23 protein-coding genes are annotated in these 25,116 nt (G+C 51.2%); 1 reads left to right on the top strand and 22 read right to left on the bottom strand.

The window, feature by feature from the left end; genetic code table 11:
• Positions 1–61 precede the first annotated feature (61 nt).
• Together OXB_RS10825 and yneA are read right to left on the bottom strand one after the other, a co-directional pair.
• Positions 62–724, bottom strand: a complete 663-nt coding sequence (locus tag OXB_RS10825) for a YneB family resolvase-like protein (RefSeq protein WP_041074216.1) — start codon at positions 722–724, stop codon at positions 62–64.
• Positions 721–1,038, bottom strand: coding sequence for a cell division suppressor protein YneA (yneA, locus tag OXB_RS10820; protein WP_041074214.1), 318 nt, complete (start codon positions 1,036–1,038; stop codon positions 721–723). The genes OXB_RS10825 and yneA overlap by 4 nt, the downstream gene beginning before the upstream one ends.
• A 179-nt stretch (positions 1,039–1,217) precedes the next feature.
• Between yneA and lexA the strand changes: the two genes are divergently transcribed.
• Positions 1,218–1,838, top strand: coding sequence for a transcriptional repressor LexA (lexA, locus tag OXB_RS10815; protein WP_041074212.1), 621 nt, complete (start codon positions 1,218–1,220; stop codon positions 1,836–1,838).
• A 156-nt stretch (positions 1,839–1,994) separates the two neighbouring features.
• Here lexA and OXB_RS10810 read toward each other — a convergent pair whose 3' ends face one another.
• The 20 genes from OXB_RS10810 to yfmH form a co-directional block, all read right to left on the bottom strand.
• Entirely contained in the window at positions 1,995–3,260 is a 1,266-nt protein-coding gene (locus OXB_RS10810) for a methionine gamma-lyase family protein (protein WP_041074210.1), read from the bottom strand.
• A gap of 339 nt (positions 3,261–3,599) precedes the next feature.
• The gene (gene hfq / locus OXB_RS10805) at positions 3,600–3,824 is read right to left on the bottom strand and encodes an RNA chaperone Hfq (protein ID WP_041074209.1); all 225 of its coding nucleotides are present in this window, start codon (positions 3,822–3,824) and stop codon (positions 3,600–3,602) included.
• An 81-nt stretch (positions 3,825–3,905) separates the two neighbouring features.
• Complete coding sequence (gene miaA / locus OXB_RS10800) at positions 3,906–4,817, bottom strand: tRNA (adenosine(37)-N6)-dimethylallyltransferase MiaA (protein WP_041074208.1); 912 nt, start codon at positions 4,815–4,817, stop codon at positions 3,906–3,908.
• On the bottom strand, positions 4,807–5,727 hold the full coding sequence (locus OXB_RS10795; RefSeq protein ID WP_041074207.1) for an alpha/beta hydrolase: 921 nt from the start codon (positions 5,725–5,727) through the stop codon (positions 4,807–4,809). Before OXB_RS10795 ends, miaA begins: the two co-directional genes overlap by 11 nt.
• Complete coding sequence (locus OXB_RS10790) at positions 5,724–7,367, bottom strand: glycerol-3-phosphate dehydrogenase/oxidase (RefSeq protein WP_041074205.1); 1,644 nt, start codon at positions 7,365–7,367, stop codon at positions 5,724–5,726. Before OXB_RS10790 ends, OXB_RS10795 begins: the two co-directional genes overlap by 4 nt.
• Positions 7,368–7,441: 74 nt before the next feature.
• The gene (gene mutL, locus OXB_RS10785) at positions 7,442–9,292 is read right to left on the bottom strand and encodes a DNA mismatch repair endonuclease MutL (RefSeq protein WP_041074204.1); all 1,851 of its coding nucleotides are present in this window, start codon (positions 9,290–9,292) and stop codon (positions 7,442–7,444) included.
• A 4-nt stretch (positions 9,293–9,296) separates the two neighbouring features.
• A complete protein-coding gene (gene mutS, locus OXB_RS10780) occupies positions 9,297–11,864 on the bottom strand; it encodes a DNA mismatch repair protein MutS (RefSeq protein WP_041074202.1) in 2,568 nt (855 codons plus the stop codon).
• 300 nt (positions 11,865–12,164) lie between these two features.
• Positions 12,165–12,701, bottom strand: coding sequence for an outer spore coat protein CotE (gene cotE / locus OXB_RS10775; RefSeq protein ID WP_231860310.1), 537 nt, complete (start codon positions 12,699–12,701; stop codon positions 12,165–12,167).
• 119 nt (positions 12,702–12,820) lie between these two features.
• The gene (locus OXB_RS10770; RefSeq protein WP_041074198.1) at positions 12,821–13,258 is read right to left on the bottom strand and encodes a RicAFT regulatory complex protein RicA family protein; all 438 of its coding nucleotides are present in this window, start codon (positions 13,256–13,258) and stop codon (positions 12,821–12,823) included.
• The gene (gene miaB, locus OXB_RS10765; RefSeq protein WP_041074195.1) at positions 13,258–14,802 is read right to left on the bottom strand and encodes a tRNA (N6-isopentenyl adenosine(37)-C2)-methylthiotransferase MiaB; all 1,545 of its coding nucleotides are present in this window, start codon (positions 14,800–14,802) and stop codon (positions 13,258–13,260) included. The genes OXB_RS10770 and miaB overlap by 1 nt, the downstream gene beginning before the upstream one ends.
• A 234-nt stretch (positions 14,803–15,036) precedes the next feature.
• Entirely contained in the window at positions 15,037–15,303 is a 267-nt protein-coding gene (locus OXB_RS10760) for a stage V sporulation protein S (protein WP_144399685.1), read from the bottom strand.
• An 87-nt stretch (positions 15,304–15,390) separates the two neighbouring features.
• The gene (locus tag OXB_RS10755; protein WP_041076639.1) at positions 15,391–16,188 is read right to left on the bottom strand and encodes a TIGR00282 family metallophosphoesterase; all 798 of its coding nucleotides are present in this window, start codon (positions 16,186–16,188) and stop codon (positions 15,391–15,393) included.
• 61 nt (positions 16,189–16,249) lie between these two features.
• Positions 16,250–17,806, bottom strand: a complete 1,557-nt coding sequence (gene rny, locus OXB_RS10750; protein ID WP_041074191.1) for a ribonuclease Y — start codon at positions 17,804–17,806, stop codon at positions 16,250–16,252.
• Between the two features lie 327 nt (positions 17,807–18,133).
• Complete coding sequence (gene recA / locus OXB_RS10745) at positions 18,134–19,198, bottom strand: recombinase RecA (RefSeq protein WP_041074188.1); 1,065 nt, start codon at positions 19,196–19,198, stop codon at positions 18,134–18,136.
• 165 nt (positions 19,199–19,363) lie between these two features.
• On the bottom strand, positions 19,364–20,623 hold the full coding sequence (locus tag OXB_RS10740; protein WP_041074186.1) for a competence/damage-inducible protein A: 1,260 nt from the start codon (positions 20,621–20,623) through the stop codon (positions 19,364–19,366).
• Positions 20,624–20,641: 18 nt separating this feature from the next.
• Complete coding sequence (pgsA, locus tag OXB_RS10735; protein ID WP_041074184.1) at positions 20,642–21,220, bottom strand: CDP-diacylglycerol--glycerol-3-phosphate 3-phosphatidyltransferase; 579 nt, start codon at positions 21,218–21,220, stop codon at positions 20,642–20,644.
• A gap of 62 nt (positions 21,221–21,282) precedes the next feature.
• The gene (locus OXB_RS10730; RefSeq protein ID WP_144399684.1) at positions 21,283–22,161 is read right to left on the bottom strand and encodes a helix-turn-helix domain-containing protein; all 879 of its coding nucleotides are present in this window, start codon (positions 22,159–22,161) and stop codon (positions 21,283–21,285) included.
• 18 nt (positions 22,162–22,179) lie between these two features.
• The gene (locus tag OXB_RS10725; protein ID WP_041074180.1) at positions 22,180–22,980 is read right to left on the bottom strand and encodes a DUF3388 domain-containing protein; all 801 of its coding nucleotides are present in this window, start codon (positions 22,978–22,980) and stop codon (positions 22,180–22,182) included.
• A 108-nt stretch (positions 22,981–23,088) separates the two neighbouring features.
• Entirely contained in the window at positions 23,089–23,820 is a 732-nt protein-coding gene (ymfI, locus tag OXB_RS10720) for an elongation factor P 5-aminopentanone reductase (RefSeq protein ID WP_041074178.1), read from the bottom strand.
• The gene (gene yfmH, locus OXB_RS10715) at positions 23,817–25,115 is read right to left on the bottom strand and encodes an EF-P 5-aminopentanol modification-associated protein YfmH (protein WP_041074176.1); all 1,299 of its coding nucleotides are present in this window, start codon (positions 25,113–25,115) and stop codon (positions 23,817–23,819) included. The genes ymfI and yfmH overlap by 4 nt, the downstream gene beginning before the upstream one ends.
• Position 25,116 lies beyond the last annotated feature (1 nt).

The following is a 25,116-nucleotide window of genomic DNA, read 5'->3' as shown; positions in this document are numbered from 1 at the left end:
TCCTCCATCCAAATATGAGCTTAAGAGAAACGTATACAAATTAGGCGGAAAGTGCAATCAATTAGCCTTCGCGACCAAGCTCATACTCTTTATATCGTCGATGGACCGTCGCCTTGCTGATGTCATGGCCCAATCCTTTCAAAACGCCTGTTATCTCTTCATATGTCAGCCCTTTTTCACGCAATGCCACAATTTCGCCAATCGGGACCTCGATTCTTTCCCGCCCTTCCGCATTGCCCCTGTTCTTCAAATTCCGTTCCGGTCGATACCCTTCCCGGACGGCGCGTTGCATCCCTCGTCGGATCTTTGCGTTATGGAGCTTGCGCTGGTACTCTTCGACAATCGCCAAAATCTCCAGAAGCATCGTATCCATTTCATTGAGGGCGATAGGGCCGTTGTCATGATGCGAATATATGGAGGTATCCGTCTTAGCCAGCAAGTGCAGGATGGCCATCCGCGCATTCCCCCGGCCCAGCCTCGTCTCATCCTGGACAAGGACGGCATCGATCCCTTCATCACGCACATAGTCGAGGAGTTGCAGCAAGCCTTCTCTCTCGATATCATACCCGCTATGCTTGTCGACAAACGTCTCTTTCGTTTGGAAGCCTAGCTGTCCTGCGAGCGTCTCCAACTCCTCTTTCTGCCGGCTCAACGACATTTCCTGTGTATCTTTTTCCGTGCTGACACGGCAATAAATAACGCATGTTTTCACGTCCCGGCTCATTGTCCGATCCCCGCCATCTGATGTTTTCCTATATGGGGCAAGTCCACTTCTCCGACAGGCAGGCGCAGCGTATCGCCTTCCATAATCATGTGATCCGAAAGATCATTCATCGCGATCACTTCCCGTATCCACTTGTCCCTCGGCATATCCTCGGTTGAATATACGGATGAAAGCCCCCAAAGCGTGTCGCCTTCCGTAATGGTGATCTCCGCATAAGACTGCTCTTTCGCCATTTTATACGTCCCCGCCAATGTCGCACCGATACAAACAGCAAAAATAAGAATGATATAAGAGTTATTTTTAATGAAAGCCATGTTTAGAATCCTCCTGCACGAATATAGGTTCGGAATACTTGTTCCCATTATACGAACATACACTCGTACGTGTCAACCTCTTTTTTCGAACCTGCGTTTGCTTATTAGCCGAACACCTGTTATACTTGAAATTAAGAAAACCTATAATTTACTAGATTGTTAGTTGAGAGGTGAATGATATGAAGAAGATTTCAAAAAGGCAAGAGGATATTTTGACTTTCATTAAAGATGAAGTCAAAGCGAAAGGTTACCCACCGTCTGTCCGTGAAATCGGGGAAGCGGTCGGACTTGCATCCAGTTCTACCGTCCATGGCCATCTGGCGAGATTGGAAAGCAAAGGGTATATCCGTCGGGACCCTACGAAACCGCGTGCAATTGAAGTGCTTGATCCGGAAGGGCTCGATGCGATGAAACCAGGGGTGCTTCACGTTCCGTTAGTCGGGAAAGTTACAGCAGGCCTACCGATCACCGCCGTGGAAAACATCGAGGAGTATTTCCCTCTCCCTGAATCATTCGGCACAAGCGAAGATAACCTGTTCATGCTGGAGATTGTCGGTGAAAGTATGATTGACGCAGGGATCCTGAACGGGGACCACGTCGTCGTCAAGCAACAGCAAACAGCCCAGAACGGTGAAATCGTCGTAGCCATGACGGACGAAGACGAAGCTACAGTCAAACGGTTCTTTAAAGAGAAAGATTATTTCCGCCTTCAACCGGAGAACCCTTCCATGGATCCGATCATAGTTGACAATGTCACCATCCTTGGGAAAGTTGTCGGCGTTTACCGCATGATTCATTGAATGTAAAAAGAGCTGCCCTACGCATGATAGCGTAACAGGCAGCTCTTTTCTGGTTGAAGGTGGGGAAAAGGGGGCATGACAGTTTTTATATTTGCCATGACAGTTCCATCCTGCTCCATGACAGTTCATTCGAGCCATGTCAGTCCTCCCCAGCGCTCACTTCCCCAACATGTTCCCCTGGACCAGCTTCCATGTCGAAGCCAGCACAGCCGCCTTAACATGCTCATACGTCAATCCGCCTTGGACGTACGCTGTATAAGGGGGACGAATCGGGCCGTCCGCGGTCAATTCGATGCTGGAGCCTTGGATGAAAGTGCCGGCCGCCATGATGACATCGTCAGCATAGCCCGGCATATAGGACGGCTCCGGCGCGTAATGTGCGTCAATCGGCGAGTTCTCTTGGATCGTTTGGCAAAATGCAATCATCTGCTCCGCCGTGTCAAACGACACTGATTGGATCAAATCGGTCCGTTTCTCCGAATAATGAGGCGTCGTCCGCATGCCATAGCTTTCCAGCAACGCAGCCGTGAATAAAGCCCCCTTCAGAGCTTGGCTCACGACATGAGGCGCCAGGAAGAAACCCTGATACATTTCCAGCAGCGTATCAAGCGAAGCACCTGCTTCCGCCCCAAGCCCCGGCGACGTCATCCGGTATGCACATTTTTTCACAAGATCGGCTCTTCCTGCGATGTATCCGCCGGTTCGTGCCAATCCACCGCCCGGGTTCTTAATGAGGGATCCTGCCATCAAGTCGGCTCCGACTTCGGTCGGCTCCTGCTCCTCGACGAATTCGCCGTAGCAATTGTCGACGAAGACGATCGCTTCCGGGTGGATGTCCTTCACGAAACGCACCATTTCTTCAATTTGTCCAACGGTGAAGGACGGGCGATCCGAATACCCTTTCGAGCGCTGGATGCCGATCATTTTCGTAGTCGGCTCGATGCTCGCCGCCACTTGCTCAAAATCGACGGAGCCATCGGAGAGCAAATCGATATGTCGATAGCCGATTCCGTAATCGGCAAGTGAGCCGGTATCCTTCCCTTTCCCGGATACGATCGACTCCAGCGTGTCGTACGGTTTCCCTGTAATGTACAAGAGTTCATCGCCGGGTCGCAAAATACCGAACAGGCTGATGGAAATGGCATGCGTGCCGGAGATGATTTGATTGCGGACGAGACAAGCCTCCGCGCCAAACACATCGGCATACACGCGCTCCAACACATCCCGGCCACTGTCATCATAGCCGTATCCGGTCGAGCCGGTCAGATGAAAATCACTCACTTTATTATGACGAAAAGCGGCAAGCACTTTCCGCTGATTGGTAAACGCAGTGCGTTCAATCGTCTTGTAGTACGGAGCCAGTTTCAGTTCCATCGCTTCCGCTTGTTCCCAAAGCGATTCATCATATCGTTCCACTTTCATCTTGTTATTCCCCATTCTGTTAAGTATTCTTTCCCATCTTAACAGTCCTTTGCCAGAGGTCAAGATACGACTTTCCTCCGCTGGTCGCTTATCCAATATCGTAAAATTGGAAACCTGGAGAACCGGGCTTTCGTATGGAGGGGCTCTTTCTGGTCGGGAAATGTTCAGCTTTATCGGGACTACAGCATTTGCCATATCGGGAGCGGTCGATCGTAACGGCTGGATTGCGCATCCTGTCAGCCGTTTTCCAATTCAAATTACCGAAGGGAATACTACAGAAGGAATAAATACACAAAAACGGAACCGGGCACCAACCAGACCCGATTCCGTTTTTTTCCCTTATTCATCTTCTTTCAATACGACCGGTTTGGATGGGACGTATGTAGAAATCGCATGTTTGTAGATCAATTGCTGTTTTCCGTCCGATTCAAGCAGGACCGTGTAATTATCATATGACTTGATTAGGCCCTTCAATTGAAATCCATTCAGTAAGAATACCGTTACAAATGTATTGTTTTTCCGTAACGAATTTAAAAAAACATCCTGCATATTCCCTTGCGCCATTTGTCGAATCCTCCCGTTGTCCAGCCTATATTTCTATTACCTATTGTACTTAATTCGCTTCCGCCTTTCAAAACCCTTCATCTATTCAGATATTTTCTTTAAAATCTCCATTGTCCCCAGTTCTGCATCAAACCAAGCGATTTCCATTTTGTTGCGGAAGTACGTCAATTGCCGCTTGGCATAGTTCCGTGTATTTTTCTTGATTGCTTCCACGGCGGCTTCGAGCGTAGTCTCGCCTTCCAAATAACTGTATAACTCCTTGTACCCGATCGCCTGCACGGACTGCACTCCGCGGATTCCTTGCTCCCATAAACCCCGCACTTCTTCGAGGAGACCGTTTTCCATCATCAGATCGACCCGGAGATTGATCCGTTCATATAACAGCTCACGGTCCATATCAAGTCCGATGATCAAATGGCGGTACAAAGGAGCCCGCCCCGCATCCTCTTCATGATCCGCCTTCGTCTTCCCGGTCACTTCAATGATTTCAAGCGCCCGGATGAGCCGGCGGTGATTATTCGGATGGATCTTTTCCGCACTTTCCGGGTCGGCCGCAACTAACCGTTCATACAATGCGGAGGCGCCTTGCTCTTCCAGTTCCCGCTCAAGCCGCTCCCGCACTTCCAGATCGGCCGCCTCTTCCGTGAATCGGAAATCGAACAGGACCGACTGGACATACAATCCGGTCCCGCCGACGATGATCGGCAATTTTCCGCGTTGCTGCACCTCGTCAATGCAACCCCTCACCGCTTTCTGGTAATCGGCAACCGAAAACGGCTCATCCGGCTCTTTGAAATCAAATAAATGATGGGGCACGCCATCCATTTCCTCGAAGGTGATCTTGGCCGTGCCAATATCGAGCCCCTTGTATACCTGCATGGAGTCCCCATTGATGATTTCCCCGCCGAGCCGTTTCGCAAGCTCGACGCTCAACGCTGTCTTGCCGGAAGCGGTCGGCCCGACGATGGCCAAGACATCCAACTCAGTTTTCATGTTTTCCCATCCATTCCTCCACTAATTCAAACACTTGCTGCCGGTTCGTTTCATGCAGCATCTCATGGCGCTTGCCCTCGAACAGCAGGACTGTCACATCTCGGACTCCTGCATCATCGTACTGCCGGGCAGTTTCCCACACGCCTTTCCCATAGCCCCCGACCGGATCGGCATCTCCCGAAAAGAGAAGGATAGGCAATGTTTTCGGCACTTTGGCAATTTCATTCGCTTTATTGATGACGGCAAGCCCGTCGAACAGATCGGCAAAGAACCGGGTCGTCGGGACGACGCCGCATTTCGGATCGTTGACGTACGACTCCACCGCCTCTGTATCTGTCGACAGCCAATCGAATGGCGAGATCGCAGCAGGGATGTTTTTATTGTACCTGCCGAAAATGAGCTTGTTGACAAAAGGATTCGGCTCGTCGAAACCGCTCTTTTTCCCCGACAAGTAAGCGGTCAATTGCCCTGCAATCCTGCCAAGCCCCGGATCCCCGCCCGTCCCGGACAGAATCGCCAAGTCCACTTCCGGGCCGTGCAGCTGGATATAGCGCCGCGCGACAAACGACCCCATGCTATGGCCGAATAAAACAAATCGGGATGCCGGATATTGCACCCGTATAGAGTGGATCACTTCGTAACTGTCCTGCACGGCACGGGCGAACCCATCTGCATCCGCCAGATGTCCCGGCTTGCCGTTCTGATCGACTGTCTTGCCATGCCCCCGATGGTCATGTCCGGAAACGAGATACCCATGCCCCGCCAAGTAGTTTGCAAACTCTTCATATCGGTCGATATGTTCCGCCATGCCATGGATCAGGTGGATATGCGCGCGCGGAACCCCTTCCGGTTCCAAAACGAAGGCATGAATCAAAAACCCGTCCGATGCGGCTATTTGCAGTTCATTCAATCCGTTCCCCCCTTAAGTTCCGCTTCCGCGAGATGAAGTTTCAGCTCTTGCAGCAGTCGGTGCTCCTGGACTTCCGAGTAGGATAGCAACTTTGCCATGAAGGCTGTTGCGGCTTCTTTGACAGATTTGACCCGATCGACCTGAAAGTAAAGATCCCCATGCCGCCGGATGAAGAAATCGGACGGCGTCAGCACCATTTCATGATGGATCGCATAGAAAATCTCCGCCTTCAATGAAACCGGCAACGCGCTCCCTTCCTCTTTCATCGCATGAGCATACAGGAACACCTTATCGACATTGGTCCCGTAAAACGAGGCCAGCCGACACCCTTCCTCCCGTGACAATCCAAACCGGACTGCTTCGTCCCCTTTCATTTCAATGAAGTCCCGGTAATGCCGATCGTCCCGGAACTCTCCGCCCGATAGCGGAAGATGCTCCGTCACGCACGGGCCGGCAGATGCTGCATGCAGCCTTTTTGCGACCCGGTCCACCACGGTCTCGGCCATTTTCCGATAGCCCGTCAGTTTGCCGCCCGCAATCGTGATCAACCCGCTGTCCGCTTCCCATACTTCGTCTTTCCGCGAAATATCCGACGGATCCTTGCCTTCTTCGAAAATGAGCGGACGGACGCCGGCCCACGTCGATTCCACATCAGTACGCCTGATCGGAACCTCGGGAAAGAGATGATGCACCGCTTCCAGTAAATACCGGACATCTTCCTCCGTCGCTAATGGGTTTGCTGGATCTCCTTCGTAAAACGTGTCCGTTGTTCCAATATATGCCTTCTTCCCCCGTGGAATGGCAAAGATCATCCGGCCGTCCGGCGCATCGAAATAAATCGCTTGGCGCAACGGGAACACCGACCGATCGATGACCAGATGAACCCCTTTCGATAAACGCAGCCGCTTATCATTGGAATAGGCATCCTTTTCCCGCACTTCATCGACCCATGGCCCCGTTGCATTCACGACGACGCTCGCATGGACAGGGAACGTCCGGTTTTCCCAGCAATCGTGGACCGTCACACCGATTACCTTGCCGTTGTCATATATAAACTGTTCGGCTTTGGCGTAATTCAGACATAGCGCTCCTCGTTCCACCGCTTTTTTCATCGTTTCGATCGTCAAACGGGCATCGTCCGTCCGGTATTCGACGTAATGGCCGCCGCCCAGCAAACCATCCCGCTTGAGCAACGGCTCCATCCGAAGCGTCTCCCCGGGTGTCAGCATTTCCCGGCGCTCGTCCTTTTTCACCCCGGCCAGCAGATCATAGACGAATAAACCCGCCGATGTCATATGCTTGCCGAATGTGCCGCCTTTGTAAAAGGGAAGCAGCATCCGCTCCGGCTCGGTCACATGAGGGGCATTCCGATAGACGATATCCCGTTCATGCCCGGTCTCCGCTACGATTTTCACTTCCAATTGCTTCAAATAGCGCAAGCCGCCATGGATGAGCTTGGTCGAGCGGCTCGATGTCCCGGCGGCAAAATCCTGCATCTCGACCAAAGCGACCGACAATCCCCGAGTCACTGCATCCAAGGCGATCCCCGCCCCCGTGATGCCTCCGCCGATGACAAGCAGGTCGAATTGATGGTTGGCCATCAAACGGGCGGTACGGGTCCTTTGCACAGCTGAAAACATACGCTCACTCCTCTTTACTTACTCCTTTAAAGCAAGGGTGCCCTGTCTAGTTCCATGCGTCCTTCTTTTGCTTGTCACATGACACGCTTGAACATCTTTTCGATTTCATACGTTGTAAAATGGATAAGAACCGGTCTGCCGTGCGGGCAAGTATACGGATTCTCGGCCTTGGCCAAATCCTCCAGCAGCTGTTCCATATCGGCAATCTTCAAGTAGTGGTTCGCTTTGATGGACCGTTTACAGCTCATGAGGATTGCCGCCTCTTCCCGGAGCTTTCCGATGTCAATCTTCCGGGTGTTCAGCACTTGCTCGATGACATCCTCGATGATCGCGGCCTCTTCCCCGGACGGGAACCATGCGGGATACTCCTTCACGGCATAGGACGACGGACCGAACTCCTCCAGGAAGATGCCGACCTCTTCCAAATGCTCCCGGTTCTCCTCGATTTTCGCCCTTTCATCCGCCGAGTAATGAAAAATGAGCGGAATCAATAATAATTGACGCTCCCCATTCTCAGCTTTCGCCAGCTTATCCCTGAAAAATTCATATTTGATCCGTTCTTGGGCGGCATGTTGGTCGATCATGAAGAATCCGTCCTCGTTCTGCGCGATGATATACGTCCCGTGCACTTGCCCGACCGGGACGAGGGACGGAAACCTCTTATCCTGTTCGGATTCCGCTTCAAGTTCGGCAGGTTCCTCGACCACTTCCAAGGCGCTTGCTGTTTCATTGACCACCCAAGGGGTTGATTCTTCCAGCTCCCGGGCCACTTCCATGATGGCCGGTTCCTCTGGGGATTTTGTCGTTTCGGTTGGTTGCGGAATTGTCTGCGCGACGCTTGCCGAAGCCGTGCGGGCGGGGCGGAAATCCTTCCAAATATTTGTTTGCTCGGAATGCCTTTTAACGACCGGATCCTTTTTGATGGCATCCGGGACGATGACCTGTTTCTTGATGGCTTCCCGGATCGTTTCCTTCAGCAAGACGAGCAATTCCCCTTCCTTGCTCATGCGGATGTGCTGCTTGGCCGGATGCACATTGACGTCGGTCAGCAGCGGATCACCCTCGATGTTGATGACGGCAATCGGAAAACGGCCGATGGGCAAATACGTATGGAACGCGTCAAGCACGGCATGGTTCACAGGATGGCTCTTCACCCATCTGCCATTGACGATCAAGGTCATATAATTGCGGGACGCGCGCGTCATCTCCGGCAGGCTGACATAGCCTTGCACGCTGTAATCGGCGTTGCTGCCGGCAAACGGGACCATCTTCTTCGCGACCGATATGCCGTACACATCGGATAGCACCCGGCGCTGATCCCCGTTCCCCGATGTCCGCAAGATCACTTGGCTCGCATGCGCCAGTTTGAATGAAATATCCGGATGGCTTAACGCGAGGCGGTTGACCAAATCGATCGTATGCCCGAGCTCCGTCTGTATCGTCTTCATATATTTCAAGCGGGCGGGCGTATTGAAGAACAATTGGGAGACCGTGATATCCGTCCCTTTCCGGAAAGGCGCATCTTGATGCTTCGTCAAGCGGCCCCCATCCATCTGGACTTCCGTCCCCGTCGTCTCCCCATCAGAGGTGAACATCGCCACTTTGGACACCGCCGCAATACTCGCGAGCGCTTCCCCGCGAAAGCCGAGTGTCCGGATCCGGAAGAGGTCATGTTCATTATCGATTTTACTCGTCGCATGCCTTTCGAACGCCTGCACCGCATCTTGACGGGACATCCCCTTGCCATTGTCCGTCACCCGGATGGACGTCAGTCCCGCTTCTTCCAACGTGATTTCAATGATGGTGCTTCCGGCGTCGATGGCATTCTCGACAAGCTCTTTCACGATGGACGCCGGACGCTCGACCACTTCCCCCGCCGCAATCTTATTGGAAAGCATGTCGTCCATCACTTTGATAATGTCCATAGTCTCACCCTTTCGGCGTTTGTAGCTTTTCCTTCAGTTCATAAATAAATTGCATCGCCTGCATCGGCGTCATATTCAAAATATCGGTTTGTTTGATGCCATCGAGCACCGCCTGCTCCTCGGCCGACAATGCCGGTTTCTCCTCTTGGGACAGATCAAAGAATGTCAGTTGCTCCGGCTCGCTTTCCCGAACCGGTTCCTCCCGTTCGAAACGGTCGAGCAAATATTTTGCCCGCTCCAGCAACGGTGCCGGAAGTCCTGCGAGATCGGCGACATAGATCCCATAGCTTTTATCTGCCGCTCCGGCCATCACTTTATGAAGAAAAACGACTTTCCCGTCCTGCTCCATCGCCGCAACATGAACATTTTCCAGCCGTTCCAGTTCCTTATCCAACTGGGTCAGCTCATGATAATGAGTGGAAAATAACGTATTGGCCCCGATTTCATGATGGATATGCTCCATCATCGCCTGGGCGAGCGCCATGCCGTCATATGTGGAAGTGCCTCGTCCGATTTCATCGAATAACAACAGGCTCTTTTCCGTCGCATTCGCGATGGCATGCTGCGACTCCATCATTTCCATCATGAACGTACTTTGGCCGGACGCCAGATCATCCGCCGCCCCGATGCGCGTGAAAATCTGATCGGTGACAGGCAGAAGAGCCTCTTCGCAAGGCACATAACAGCCGATCTGCGCCATGACGACCGTCAATGCCACTTGCCGCATATACGTACTTTTCCCGGACATATTCGGTCCCGTGATCAGCAGCATATTGGCCCCTTCCTTCAACTTGCAGCTGTTCGGCACATATAGGGAATGATCCATCATCTTCTCGACGACGGGGTGACGGCCGTTCTTGATTTCCAACGCTTTGCCGTCATGGAATGCCGGCCTTGTGAAATTCCGCTTCTCGGACACTTCCGCGAACGCCAGCAGGACGTCCAGTTCACTCAAGACGCCGGCCAGCTGCTGGATGCGGCGGATATGGCGCTTCATCCCGTCCCTTACTTTCGTGAACAGCGCATATTCGAGCTCCAGCCCATCCGCTTCCGCATTTAAAATCAAATCCTCTTTTTCCTTCAACTCAGGCGTTATGTACCGTTCGGCATTGGCGAGCGTCTGCTTGCGTTCGTATCGCTCGTGGTCCGCTAAATGGATATTGGACTTCGTGATTTCAATGAAATACCCGAATACTCGGTTATACCCGATTTTCAACGTTTTGATGCCTGTCCGTTCTCTTTCCAGCCGCTCCAGATCCGCAAGCCACGCTTTGCCGTTCTTCGAAGCATCCCGGTAATTGTCCAGTTGTTCATCAAACCCATCCCGGATGACCCCGCCTTCCTTGACGGAAATCGGCGGATTCTCCGCGATGGAAGCCTCCAATAATTCCAACGCATCTTGGCACGGATCGATCCTGCCTGCAAACTGGCGGAGGATCGGCTGTTCCGACTTCTCCAGTTTTCGCTGGATTTCCGGTACGCATCGCAAGGAATTCCGCAGTTGGGCCAAATCCCGTCCCCCCGCACTGCCCATTGAAATCCGTCCCGATAGCCTTTCCAAGTCGTACACTTCACGCAACTGGGTCTTCAATTCATCACGAAGGAAAAACTCCCCGATGAGCTCCTCCACGGCATCCAATCGATTTTCGATCGCCCGGCGGTCTGCAAGCGGCTGATGGATCCACATTTTCAGCTTCCGGGCGCCCATCGCCGTCACGGTCTCATCCAACAGCCAATAGAGCGTCCCTTCCTTTGTACCATTCCGGATCGACTGGACGAGTTCCAAATTGCGCATCGAATTGGCATCGATCGAAAGCTTCGCCTGTTTCTCAATGAATTCGAAAGGCCGGATATGGTCAAGCGCCGTCTTTTGCATCCGGTTCACATACGACAGGAGCATCTGGCACGCTTCGAACGTATCGGGCGGAAGTCCGGCGAACAGATCTGTTGCGCATGGCTCTTCCCCGGCATGTTCCACGGACAGCAGGATATTCCGCTTCGCCATACTATCGCCGAGCGCCAGATGAAGACTCTCCCCGACGACGACTTCGCGCATCCCCAAGGCGCTGATTTCGGCAATCAACGACCGCTCGTCCCCCTCGACAATCTCCGCCTTCCCTTCCCCGGTGGCCAAATCCATATATACAAGGGCGTAGAGGGAATCCCCGATCTGATCAGCCGCCCCGATGAAATGGTTCGTATGCGCATCAATCGTTTTCCCTTCCGTCATCGTGCCGGGCGTGATGACCTTCACCACCTCCCGCTTCACGATTCCTTTCGCAGCTTTCGGATCCTCCGTCTGCTCACAAATCGCCACCTTATGCCCTTTCCGCACAAGCGTCTCGATATAGCCCGTTGCCGAATGATACGGAATCCCGCACATGGGGATCCGATCCTCGCTCCCCGCGTCCCGGCTCGTCAGCGTGATTTCCAGCAATTGCGACGCCTCTAGCGCATCTGTGAAAAACATTTCATAAAAATCCCCAAGCCGAAAAAATAAAAAAGCATCCTCATACTCGGACTTCACTTGCAAATACTGTTGGATCATCGGTGTATATGTAGTCGTCGTCATTGTTGCACCCTCACTAAACAAAACTTTTTCTCTAGTATATCATCCATTCCGGCATAGGGCACGGGGCCGTTTTCGTCTGATTTCATAGACAAGAACAAAAGCGCAGGGCGCTTGCTCAGAGGCGACAGGCATAAGACGAAGATGCGGCGTGGCGCTTTTTGCCACAGAGCAGCTTTGGCTTATGACCCCGAGCCTCTAGCGCCCGGAGCTGGACGTAAACAAACCTAATTTTGAAGGTTATCCACATGCCCGAATTTTATAATTTCCTAAGTAACAAAAAAAGCCGGGATGGTGTCCGGCTTAAAGAGAGGATGAATCTTTTCCTTTTTTATGATCGTCTTCATGATGGCCCCGGACGTCCTCATGAGAAGAGGATTCATCCTTGAACGGCCATTGCTCTTCAAAGTGGCCATGCGGATGTACGGAAATGAGCACTTTCGTTTCGCCCACGACTTCCGCCAGCAACTCGCGCTCCACACAAATATTGAATTTCTCGCCACAATCCGAAATGGTCGCCTTCGTGCAATTCGGGTGTTGCAATACCGTGACCAAAATATCTTCCTGGCCTGATGTAGGCTCATCCCGGTAATTCAAACGAATCTGGTCCTTATACGGGACCGACTCGGTGAAAACGGCGGTTTTGGAATGGTCATTATGGGAATACCAGACATTTACATCGAATTTGCCAGTCACTTCGATATACTTCCCATGCTTTTTCGCCTGATGCGTGTGGTTGATGACCCAGCAGCCCAAAATGCTCGTCGGGCGATTCGGGGGCTTGAGCACCACATCTTGCTCCGTCCGCTTCTTCCCTTTTGCGATGACTGCCTTCGTCACGATCTGCCGTAAATTTTTCAGTTCGATTCCTCCTCCATTCGCTTCAATCCATCCTATGCAAATGGAGCCCAGAAAGTGAAAAAAATCGGCGTAAAAATTAATTTACACCGATTTCCGTTTTATTCCCCTAACTTACCGTATGTCGTCGCCTTCACATGCGATCCGGTTTCGCCGCGTCGCAAATCGCCGCCTGTCGAGATGATAATTTCATTCGTCACGGTGTTCGCGATTGTGTTGGACACGAGTTGAAGCAGGTCGTTCACTTCCACTTGCGACTGCTTGAATTCTTGGACGATCGGCACGGCATCGATCTCTTCCTGCAGTTTCTCGATCTTTTCCTCGATAATTTTCAAAGCCTTCTCTTTTCCATACTGTTGGAAATTGACCGCTTGCTTCTGCAATGATTTCATGCTCGCAATGCTTTCACGAACTTTTTGATTTTCATTGATTTGTGCTTCGGCCCGCTTGAAAAATTCCACTTCTTCCGTATTGGCGATCATTTTCGCGATTTCTTTCGATTTCGCGATGATGTCATCCTTCGTATACAATTTTTCCATTAGACACTCACCTTATCCTTTTCTACGACGCCAAGATATTCACCGTCGAGCGACCATGTTTTGGCTTCCGTGATTTTGACGTACACAATCTCACCGATGACTGACCGCGGAGCTTTGAAATTGACGAGCTTGTTCTTCTCCGTGTAGCCTGCCAGCACGTCGGGGTTCTTCTTGCTCTCCCCTTCGACGAGCACTTTGACTGTTTTTCCTTTATACGGCTTCATCGATTCGGCGGACATGTCGTTGACCAATTTATTGAGCCTTTGCAGGCGCTCCCGCTTCACTTCCATCGGGATATTATCGACCATTTTCGCGGCCGGCGTCCCTTCCCGTGGCGAATAAATATACGTATAAGCCATTTCAAAACCGACTTCCTTATACAGGGAGAGCGTCTCTTCGAATTGCTCGTCCGTTTCATTCGGGAAGCCGACGATGATATCCGTCGTCAACGTGACGTTCGGGATCGCTACTTTGATCTTCCGGACCAATTCCAAAAACTGTTCCCGGTTGTATTTCCGCGCCATGATTTTCAAGATTTCGCTGGAACCTGATTGGACCGGCAAATGGATATGATCCAGCAGGTTCCCGCCTTTCGCAAGCACTTCGATGAGATGGTCGTCGAAATCGCGCGGATGGCTCGTTGTGAAACGGATGCGTGGAATATCGATCTTGCGAAGCTCGTCCATCAGATCGCCGAGACGGTAGTCGATGTCCTCGAAATCTTTGCCGTACGCGTTGACGTTCTGCCCGAGAAGCATGATTTCCTTATAGCCTTCCGCTGCGAGCTGGCGCACTTCCTGGATGATATCCTGCGGCCTTCTGCTCCGTTCTTTCCCGCGCGTATAGGGCACGATGCAGTATGTACAGAACTTATCACAGCCGTACATGATGTTGACCCACGCCTTAATATTGCCGTGGCGGACCTTCGGAAGGTTCTCGATGATGTCCCCTTCTTTCGACCACACTTCCACGACCATTTCCTTGGATAAATACGCCTCGTTCAGAATATGGGGAAGACGATGGATGTTATGCGTACCGAAGATCATATCGACCTGCTGATACGTTTTCAATATTTTATTGACGACCGATTCCTCTTGGGACATGCAGCCGCAAACCCCGATCAGCACATCCGGATTCCGCTGCTTCAACGGCTTCAGATGGCCAAGTTCCCCGAACACTTTGTTCTCCGCGTTTTCCCGGATGGCACAAGTATTCAATAAAATGACGTTCGCCTCTTCCACATCGTCTGTCGCTTCATAGCCGAGGTTCTGGAAAATCCCGGCCATGACTTCCGTGTCATGCTCATTCATCTGGCAGCCGTATGTGCGTATATAAAATTTCCGGCCCACGCCCATGCCGCGGAACCGTTCTTCTATTTCAAAATCATCGTGGTAGGAAATTTCCTCTTTCCCACGTTTTTTCGCTTCTTTCAAAGACGGCGGGGTATAGACCGTTTGGAAATATTGACTGTAGTCCTTCTCTTCCGCCGGTTTTGCTAATCCCGGCTTCACAAGACCTGCTTGCAGGCGTTGCTCTTCATTCATTTGCAAATGTCCCCTTTCTGACCTTGCGGGATTTAGACAGTTCGTACCTATTATACTGAAACGGGCGGCCGCTTTACAAGGCAAGTCCATTTTGTCGATGCTTTGACACAAACCCTGGCCTGTGAATCAGAGAGCGTGGAAACCTGCCTTCCCCCCGAAAACCTATAATACTAAAAAACAGTTGCTGCCCGGGCTGTATGGAGCTGCCCAGCAAACAACTGCTTCCGTTCGTTTTTATTTTTGCCGTTTCTCAACCAACAATTTCAATGCGGTGCGGCCTTCTCCATTGATTTGGATGTCAGTGAACGCAGGTGCGCAGACGAGATCACCCCCGCTAGGTGCTACGAATCCCCTTGCAATCGCCACTGCTTTTACCGCTTGGTTCAATGCGCCTGCCCCGATTGCCTGCATTTCCGCGTAGCCTTGGTCCCGGATGACCGCGACGAGTGCCCCAGCAACTGAATTCGGATTCGAGCGGGATGATACTTTCAATGGATTCACCATTATTCCTCCTTATTTTCCTATGTCTATGGAATGCAGTACTCCATAAACCATCCTATGAAACAAGGAGGTTATTTAGACGCGATTTCAAGCGATGAACGGGCGGTCTTCGCTGATAGAGATGCGTTCGATGGCGATGGCCCGTCCCGAAGCGTCATCGAGCTCCACCACGAGGCCGTTCAACTGGACCCGGCCTTGTTTCGGCACTTCGAACCGGACTGGCAAATTCGTCTTGAATCGATAGAGGACATCCTCTTTTTTCATGCCGAGGATTTCATCATACGGCCCCGTCATGCCGGCATCCGTCAAATATGCCGTGCCGCCTGGTAAAATTCGGTCATCCGCTGTCTGGACATGGGTATGGGTGCCGACGACGACGGAAGCCCGGCCATCCAGATGCCACCCCATCGCGATTTTCTCGCTCGTCGCTTCCGCGTGAAAGTCGATAAAGACAAGGGGTGAAATTTCCTTCGCCTGTGCCACGAGCTCATCCGCCTTCTCGAACGGATCCCCGTGCGGCGGCAAAAAGACGCGGCCGTGCAAATTGATGACCGAAAGCGTCACCCCGTTCTTTGAGATGGTCGTCATCCCTTTGCCCGGTGCCTCCTCCGAAAAATTCGCCGGCCGGAGCAAATAATCAGTGTCATCGATGAAATCAAAAATCTCCTTATGATCCCATGTATGGTTGCCCATCGTGATGACATCCACGCCGGCTCGGAGCAAATCGTCGAAAATCGAGCGGGTGATGCCCCGGCCCGATGCTGCGTTTTCCCCGTTGGCAATGATGACATCCGGAGCATATTTCTTTTTCAGACGAGGCAGGTAATCAAACACCATGTTCCGGCCCGGCGACCCGACGATATCTCCGATAAATAATACTTTCATGAAAACGCCTCTTCCATAGAAAAAGGCTTCCGGTTCAGTTGCACGGAAGCCCCTTCTTTTTTTATTTTGCATATTCAACGGCACGGGTTTCCCGAATGACCGTCACTTTGATGTGTCCTGGATAATCCAGTTCCTCTTCAATCCGTTTCCGGATGTCACGCGCCAAACGATGCGCGGTAATATCATCAATCTGATCAGGTCGGACAATGATGCGAACTTCCCGTCCTGCCTGGATGGCAAATGATTTCTCCACTCCATCGTAAGACTCTGAAATCTCTTCGAGTTTTTGCAATCTACGAATATAGTTTTCCAACGTTTCACTGCGGGCTCCCGGCCGTGCAGCGGATAAAGCATCGGCTGCGGCAACGAGTACGGCGATGACCGAGGTCGGCTCCGTATCTCCGTGGTGGGATGCGATACTGTTGATGACCACCGGATGTTCCTTGTACTTTGTCGCCAGCTCGACGCCGATTTCGACGTGGCTGCCTTCGACTTCATGGTCGATCGCTTTCCCGATATCGTGGAGCAGCCCGGCCCGTCTGGCTAGCGTCACATCTTCACCGAGCTCCGCCGCCAGCAAGCCGGCAAGATACGCAACTTCGGTCGAGTGCTTCAAGACGTTTTGGCCGTAACTCGTACGGAATCGCAATCTTCCAAGGATTTTGATCAAATCCGGATGCAGATTGTGGACACCGACATCGAATGTCGTCTGTTCCCCGGTCTCCCGAATCAACTCGTCCACCTCGCGTCTGGATTTGTCCACCATTTCTTCGATTCGAGCCGGATGGATACGGCCGTCTTGAACAAGTTTTTCCAGTGCAAGACGTGCAGTTTCCCGACGGATCGGATCGAACCCGGACAGAATGACAGCTTCCGGTGTATCGTCAATGATGAGATCGATTCCCGTCAATGTCTCCAGCGTCCGGATATTACGCCCTTCCCGACCAATGATGCGGCCTTTCATTTCATCATTCGGCAAGTTGACTACCGAAACGGTTGTTTCCGCGACATGGTCAGCTGCGAAACGCTGCAGAGCAAGGGAAAGGATTTCACGTGCTCGCTTATCGGATTCCTCTTTTGCACGCTGTTCCGATTCCTTCGTCATGACAGCGATATCGGTGGAAAGCTCTTTTTCCACTTCGTCCAGGATAAGATGCTTCGCCTCATCCCGCGTCAATGAAGAGATTCTTTCGAGTTCCGCCTGTTGCAGGGTAACAAGTTCTTCCGCCTTGCGTTCCATCTGTTCAATATGCTGTTGTCTTCCGGTTAGCGCTTCTTCTTTGCGCTCCAGACCCGCTTCTCTTTTGTTGAGAGCATCATCCTTGCGGTCATGATTTTCCTCCCGTTGCAGAAGACGGTTTTCCTGCTTTTGCAGTTCCGCCCTTCTTTCACGGATTTCACTTTCCGCTTCAATTCTCAGTTTGTGAGTTTCATCCTTCGCTTCCAGTAGTGCCTCTTTTTTCATGGCCTCCGCTTCACGCTTCGCCTCTTCGACGATTTGTTCTGCCGAGTATTTGGCACCCGTAACTTTTGATTCATTCACTTTCTTATTAACAAAATAGATAACAACGGCACCGACGATGAGCCCGAGCAAAGCGGAGATGATATTTCCTAACATCCAGATCACCTCCTCCTGCTATTCTTTTCATTTTCAGTCGGCTCGTATATTAAGGTTCAACATACTGCCAATATTCATTTCAGGAATTTGAAATTATACACTATTAATTGTATCGGTGTGAAATTGACATGTCAAGGATTGGAGCGCGGGTTTGGAATAATATTACGGCTTTCCGATTTTATAGTGACTGACCGGGATTCTGCTCCAGGTGGGAGACTCCCCAGTGGGAGCCAAAATACAAGGTACGCTGCTATCTGCACTTTGTAAAATCCGAGAGAATACGAAAAACCGAACCGCCCGTTTTTGGGTGGTTCGGTTTTGATAGGATCATTCTTCGTCCAGCAATAGTTCCAGCACTTCGTCCTCGTCTTCGTCCTCTTCATGGGCGGCGATGACATAGTTGGCACTGGCCATTCCGTATGAATCACGGATCTTATTGGCGATTTCGTTGCGGATCTCCGGATTTTCCTTGAGGAATTGTTTCGCGTTCTCGCGGCCTTGTCCAAGGCGTTCGCCTTCGTAGGAATACCAGGAACCGCTTTTTTGGACGACATCCAATTCGGCACCGAGGTCGACGATTTCCCCTTCCTTGGAGATCCCTTCCCCGTACATGATATCGACTTCCGCTGTGCGGAATGGTGGCGCGACTTTGTTTTTCACGACGCGGATCCGCGTTTTGTTCCCCATGATATCGTTACCTTGCTTAATCGCTTCTCCGCGGCGGACATCCAATCGCACGGAGGAATAGAATTTCAAGGCACGACCTCCCGGTGTCACTTCCGGATTACCGAACATGACACCGACTTTTTCACGGATTTGGTTGATGAATACTGCGATAGTTTTCGACTTATTGATCGCTCCGGAAAGTTTACGCAATGCTTGGGACATGAGACGGGCTTGAAGGCCTACGTGGGAATCCCCCATCTCTCCTTCGATTTCCGCTTTCGGGACGAGCGCCGCCACCGAGTCTATGACGATGATGTCGATTGCACCGCTTCGAACGAGCGCTTCTGCGATTTCCAGCGCCTGCTCTCCCGTATCCGGCTGGGATAATAGCAATTCGTCGATATCGACGCCCAACTTTTGCGCATAGACCGGATCGAGCGCATGCTCCGCATCGATGAAGGCCGCCTGTCCGCCTGCCGCCTGCACTTCTGCAATGGCATGGAGCGCGACAGTCGTTTTACCCGAACTTTCCGGGCCATAGATTTCGATTACCCGGCCGCGCGGGTAGCCGCCGACTCCAAGAGCGGCGTCGAGTGCAAGCGAGCCACTCGATGATGTGGAAATTTCACGGTCCGTCTGTTCTCCCATTTTCATGACGGAACCTTTCCCGAATTGTTTTTCTATTTGTTTCAAGGCCATATCCAAAGCCGCTTTACGATCGCTCAAAATAGTTCCTCCTTAAAGGTGATATGCTTTTCTTTCTATCTCTACTATACTCCTTTATTGAGAAATATACAAGAAAAAAGCGAACGCTTATTCGATAATTTTATTCATTCTCCACTTTTAAATGAGAATTCATATGGAAATCTCATTTTTAATTGAGAAAGCGGCTTAAAAATGTTTTTTGGCTTCTTTTTTCTCCATATGCTTAATTAAGTAATAGATTGCAAATTGGGCAGCACGTCGACGGTTCGCATTCCGGGAACCGGAAAGGGATAATTTATACGTTTCCATTTCCGCATCATCGGATACGATGCCGATCCATACAGTGCCGACGGGCGCGCCGTCATGCGGTTCCGGACCTGCAGCACCTGTCAGGCCGACCCCTATATTCGATCCAAATTTACGTTTCACATTCACAGCAAGGGCAGCGGCGCATTCCGAACTGACGATACCGAACTGATCCAATAACTCTTGTTCCACCTCGAGCTGTTCGACTTTTTGCTGTTCGTTGTAGACGACAACCCCACCTTCCAAAGAAACGCCGATACCCGCCTCTTTCCCGAGCTCCGCCATGAACAGGCCGGATGTCAGGCTCTCCGCCGCGGACAGCGTCCAACCATTCTGAAAGAGCATTTCCGCAGCCTTGGAAGAAAGCGTATCATCGTCGACGCCGTAAACAAATTCCCCGACAATCGCACGGATTTCCCCTTCTACAGGGGCGATCAGTTTGTTTGCGTCATCCAAAGTTTCGGCTTTCGCCGTAATCCGCAAGGTTACACCGTCGGCCGATGCCAGGGGGGCGATCGTCGGATTGGACTGCCTGTCCAGAATCGGCTGAATGCGATGCTCCAGCTCCGCTTCGCCGATCCCATAAAATTTCAATACGCGGGAGGAGATGACCTCCTTCCTTCCCGTCACGCCAAGCAAGTAGGGAATCGCAAAACCGGTGAACATCGGCTTCATCTCATGGGGAGGCCCCGGCAGTAAAATGTATTGGACGCCGTCTTTTTCAACCGCCATCCCAGGCGCCATGCCGTTGCGGTTCGGCAGGACAATCGCATCTTTGAACACCAATGCCTGCTTCTTATTGTTTTCCGTCATTACCCGCCCGCTCCGCTCGAAATACTGCTGTATCGAAAACAGGGCCTCTTCGTCACTGACCAACGTCGACTCGATCTGCTTTACGATGGTCTCTTTCGTCATATCGTCTTTTGTCGGTCCAAGTCCCCCGGTGAAAATGAGGACATCCGCCCGTTTTTTTGCAATTTCGATCACTTCATTCAAGCGGTCGGGGTTATCTCCGACAACCGTTTGGAAATGGACATCAATTCCAATCTCCGCAAGCTTCTCCGAAATGAACTGTGCATTCGTATTAGTGATTTGGCCAAGCAATAATTCCGAGCCTACCGCAATAATTTCCGCCTTCATACATTCACGTCCCTTTCTTTACATCGAGTCTAACAGCACCCTTCTATTCTTATAGAAGTAGTCGACACCCGACCAAATGGTGAAGAGCAATGCAATATATAGCATGATCAGCCCAAATGGAATGCCGAGCGGAGCAAAAAAGATGTTATTCAACAATAAGGAAGCAATGGCCAATATTTGAGCCACTGTCTTGATCTTGCCAAGCTGGTTCGCCGCAACGACTTCGCCGCCCCCTGCCAAGATCAGTCGAAGTCCTGTGACAGCAAATTCCCGACTGATGATGATGATGACAATCCAGGAAGGCGCAACCCCCATTTCCACCAAGATGATCATCGCGGCAGACACGAGCAGCTTATCCGCCAGCGGATCGAGGAATTTCCCCATATTCGTAACTAACCCGTATTTCCTGGCAATAAACCCATCAAGCCAATCGGTGGCCGACGCAAAAATGAAAAGCAAGCCACCAATCATATGTTCCACCGTCAATTCGGTCCCTCCGACAGTGAGCTTGCCGAAGCCGAAATCGACGAGCATGAACACCATGAAAATAGGGATAAGCAATACACGGGAAACCGTGATTTTATTTGGCAAATTCATAAAGCGACGTTCCCCTTTCTCTATACCTCTCTTCAAAGAAAATAGTCATCCTTTTCAGATGACTATTGCTCTTTCTTGTATTCGATGATGATATTTTGCGTAGTTTTTGGTGAAGCGTACTCCAATAGCTCGCCGTTGACGTAAATTTCCGTGCTTGCTGTACGTCCCACACGGATGCGAACCCGGTCCGTATCCGAGACATCCAATTCCACTTGCTCTCCGGCGCTCAATGTCCGGGCAGTCGGCTCCATACGCTCTTGTCCCGCTGCATCCAACACACCGATCCAGGAATCCCCGCTTGTTTTAATCTCCAACTGAAATTGGTCTGTATTGGTCAATGTGTACATGGAGTCGTCCCCGTTGATGGTGACGTGTTCCAAAGTCTGTTCCTGTTCAGGCTCCACGACTTCTGGAGCAGGAGGTTCCTCATCAGGTTCCGCTCCGTCGGCACCATCATCCGCATTTTCCACAGGATTCTGTTCGACCGGCTTCTTCTCCACAGTCGTAATCGTTTCTTCCTGCTGACTCTCGACATTCGGGTTCGTAGACGCATTGGACTTGTACAAAATCCAGACGACCACGATGATGACGATGATAAATAAAGCCACAATCACTTTCGGGATAGCCTCGTTGATTCGGCTGTCCTTCAGGCCTCTCCGGCGCCGAAGCGGGGCTGCGGGCTGGACGAAGTCCTCTTCCGGCAGTTCCGAAGGGGTTGTTTCTTGATACAAAGCCAACATTTCATCAGAATCGACCCCGACCGCCTCCGCATATTGCTTGATAAATGCCCGGACGTAAAAAGAGCCCGGCATCATGCTATAGTCTTCGTTTTCAATACCGGAAAGGTATCTTTTCTGTATTTTTGTGATGGTCTGCAAATCTTCTAATGTATATCCTTTAGCTGTTCTCGCCTCTCGGAGACGATCACCTAATCCGGTCACCAAAAACACCTGCCTAATTTAAAAATTAAAAAATCCGGGCCCTCCCCCCATCGTCCCCGGGTCGGACATCATATGGTTTTTCTCCATCATCTCATATGTAATTTCCTGTTCCGGATCGGTCCGCAATTCAATGATATAGTCAAAATCCTCTATATTATATTCCGAATGCTGGACGAACATATCCGGGTGTTCCACCACTTTAATCGCCGGCATCCGCATGATTTCCCGAACGAGCTGCATATGGCGTTCATCCTCCGCGCGACGGGTCACGATGCCGTCCAGTATGAAAATATTATCATCCGAGAACTCATCGCCCATCAACTTGCTCCGGACGGTCTGCTTGATCATTGTAGACGAGAGGAAAATCCACTTTTTATTCGCGCAGACGCTTGCCGCCACAACAGACTCCGTCTTTCCAACCCGTGGCATCCCGCGGATTCCGATCAGTTTATGGCCTTCCTGCTTGAAGATTTCGGCCATGAAATCGACGAGGATTCCAAGATCTCGGCGCAGGAATCGGAACGTCTTCTTTTCATCCGCATCCCGCTGGATATACCGGCCATGCCGGACCGCCAAAATATCCCGCAATTTCGGTTCACGGATTTTCAATACTTTGATCGTTTCCATAGTCGATGCAATCTGTTCGAACCGCTTGATCTGCCCATCGTCTTCCGTTCTCAATAGCATTCCACGGTGTCCGCCGTCGACTCCATTGATCGTCATAATATTCACCCGCAACATCCCGAGCAACGATGCGATATCCCCGAGAAGTCCCGGACGGTTCACTTGAATTTCATATTCCAGATACCATTCACCCATCTGGCACACCCCTTTTTCAATTCCCTAATACAGGACGCACGTGATTCAATATAGTTCTATAATAGCGGATTCATTTGCTTAAGAAAAGCAAAAAAGAAATCGGGCTGTTTACGTATACCATCCGCCATTGACATTCAGGATGTCACCCGTCGTGTAATCCGCTTTGCCGCTCAGCAAATAATCGACCGCCTGCGCTACATGATCCGGGATTCCGGGCTTCATGAGCGGAATCTCTTCCATCGCCATCTGCCGCTCGTCTTCCGGAAGATGGCCATTCATGCGGGTGTCAATCCATCCCGGCGCCACCCCATTCACTCGGATGCCCGAAAAAGCGGCTTCTTTTGCATACGCTTTGACAAAAGCATGCTGCGCGCCTTTCACTGCCGAGTAAAGAACCTCGCCCGCGGCCCCCGTCATTCCCCAGATGGATCCGATCATGACAACATATGCCGTCCCGAAACTGCGCAATTGCGGCGACACGGCCGCGATGAACCTGGCAGGATTGCGGACATGGACTTTCCACAGATCATCCATATCCTCCGCTGTCGTTTCCGATAATAATTTATACATGGACTGGCCGTTTGCTACGACGACAGCCCGCACTTGTTTAACTTGCCTAGCCAGATCGGCACCGTCCATTTGGCTCAGATCGCCTTGGATCGGCCGGAAGTCCAAACTTGGATAGGCCGCCTGCAACTCCTCCTGCAAGCGTAATACCGTACCTGCGTTTTCATTGTAATGAAGGTAGAGCGACCAGCCGGAAGCGGCTAAAGCCCGGCTGATCGACTCTCCGATGCCGCCTGATGCCCCTAGGACGACACAATAACCGAGGGTGGTCATTGCGCTGTATCCGAAGGGACGATCGTGAAGACCGTACGACCGCTTTCATCCGAAAATGTCTGGAACGCATTTTGAAGATCTTCCACCGTCAATTTTTCCAATGTAGGGACGACATCGAATAAATTCATTCCATTGAAAGCGTACCGAGTAAACTGATTGGCAATATATTCAGGCGAGTTCAACGACCGCATGAACTGGCCAATCCTTTTTTTCCTCATCCGATTCAGATCGTCATCCGTGACAGGCCATGAAGCTACAGCCCCATCGATCGTTTCGCGGATCAATGCTTCCAACTTTTCCGGTTCTTCCGTGTCGGAGCCGACCATCGCAAAGCCGAAGCCTTCCTCCAACGAGAAATCATAGTTGAACGACTCATCAATGATCCCTTCGTTGTACGCTTTCGTATAGAATTCGGACGATCTGCCAAAGAGAATGTCCAGTACGAGATTGGAGGACAACTCCTGGATGAGCATCTCTTCTCCTTGAACATCGGTCTTGTTGCATTTCATCCCGATATTCAACTTCGGTTTCAATACATCCATCTCCAACTTGCTATCGGTGGTCGCTGCTGCCGGCGGTTCTTCCGGGAAGCGGCGGACGATCGTTTCCGGCTCCTTGAACGTTTTTGCCGCTTGGTTCTTCTTCACAAAATCGATCATTTCTGCTGGATCGACTGCGCCTACGACAAAAAACACCATATTGGATGGGTGATAGAACGTCTCATAGCAAGTGTACAGATGTTCAGCTGTAATATCTTGGATCGATTCTACTGTCCCCGCGATATCGATTCTCACAGGATGCTCGTGCATCAAGTTTTCAATCGTTCCATAGTAGAGACGCCAATCAGGAAGATCATCGTACATCGTTATTTCCTGGGCAATGATACCCTTCTCCTTCTCGACCGTTTTTTCCGTGAAATACGGATCCTGGACGAAATCGAGGAGGACTTCCGCGTTCTCGTACAATTTATCGGTAGCGGAAAATAGATAAGAAGTTCTTGTAAAGGAAGTGAACGCATTAGCGGACGCGCCGTGGACGCTGAATTTCTGAAATACGTCCCCGTCCTCTTTTTCGAACATCTTATGCTCAAGGAAATGGGCAATTCCATCCGGAACAGTAATTTCCTCCGTGCCTCCGCGCGGAATGAACGTCCGGTCGATCGAACCGTATTTCGTCGTGAACGTCACGAACGTTTTGGAAAACCCTTTTTTCGGGAGAACATAGACATCCAGTCCATTATCCAGCTTTTCATTATATAACGTTTCTTGAAGTGCATCGAATTGTATTTTCTTCATC

It is taken from the genome of Bacillus sp. OxB-1 (assembly GCF_000829195.1).
In the GTDB taxonomy this organism is placed as follows: Bacteria; Bacillota; Bacilli; order Bacillales_A; family Planococcaceae; genus Sporosarcina.
The sequence above is the reverse complement of the archived record's forward strand: the minus strand, read 5'-3'. Positions and strand labels throughout refer to the sequence as shown.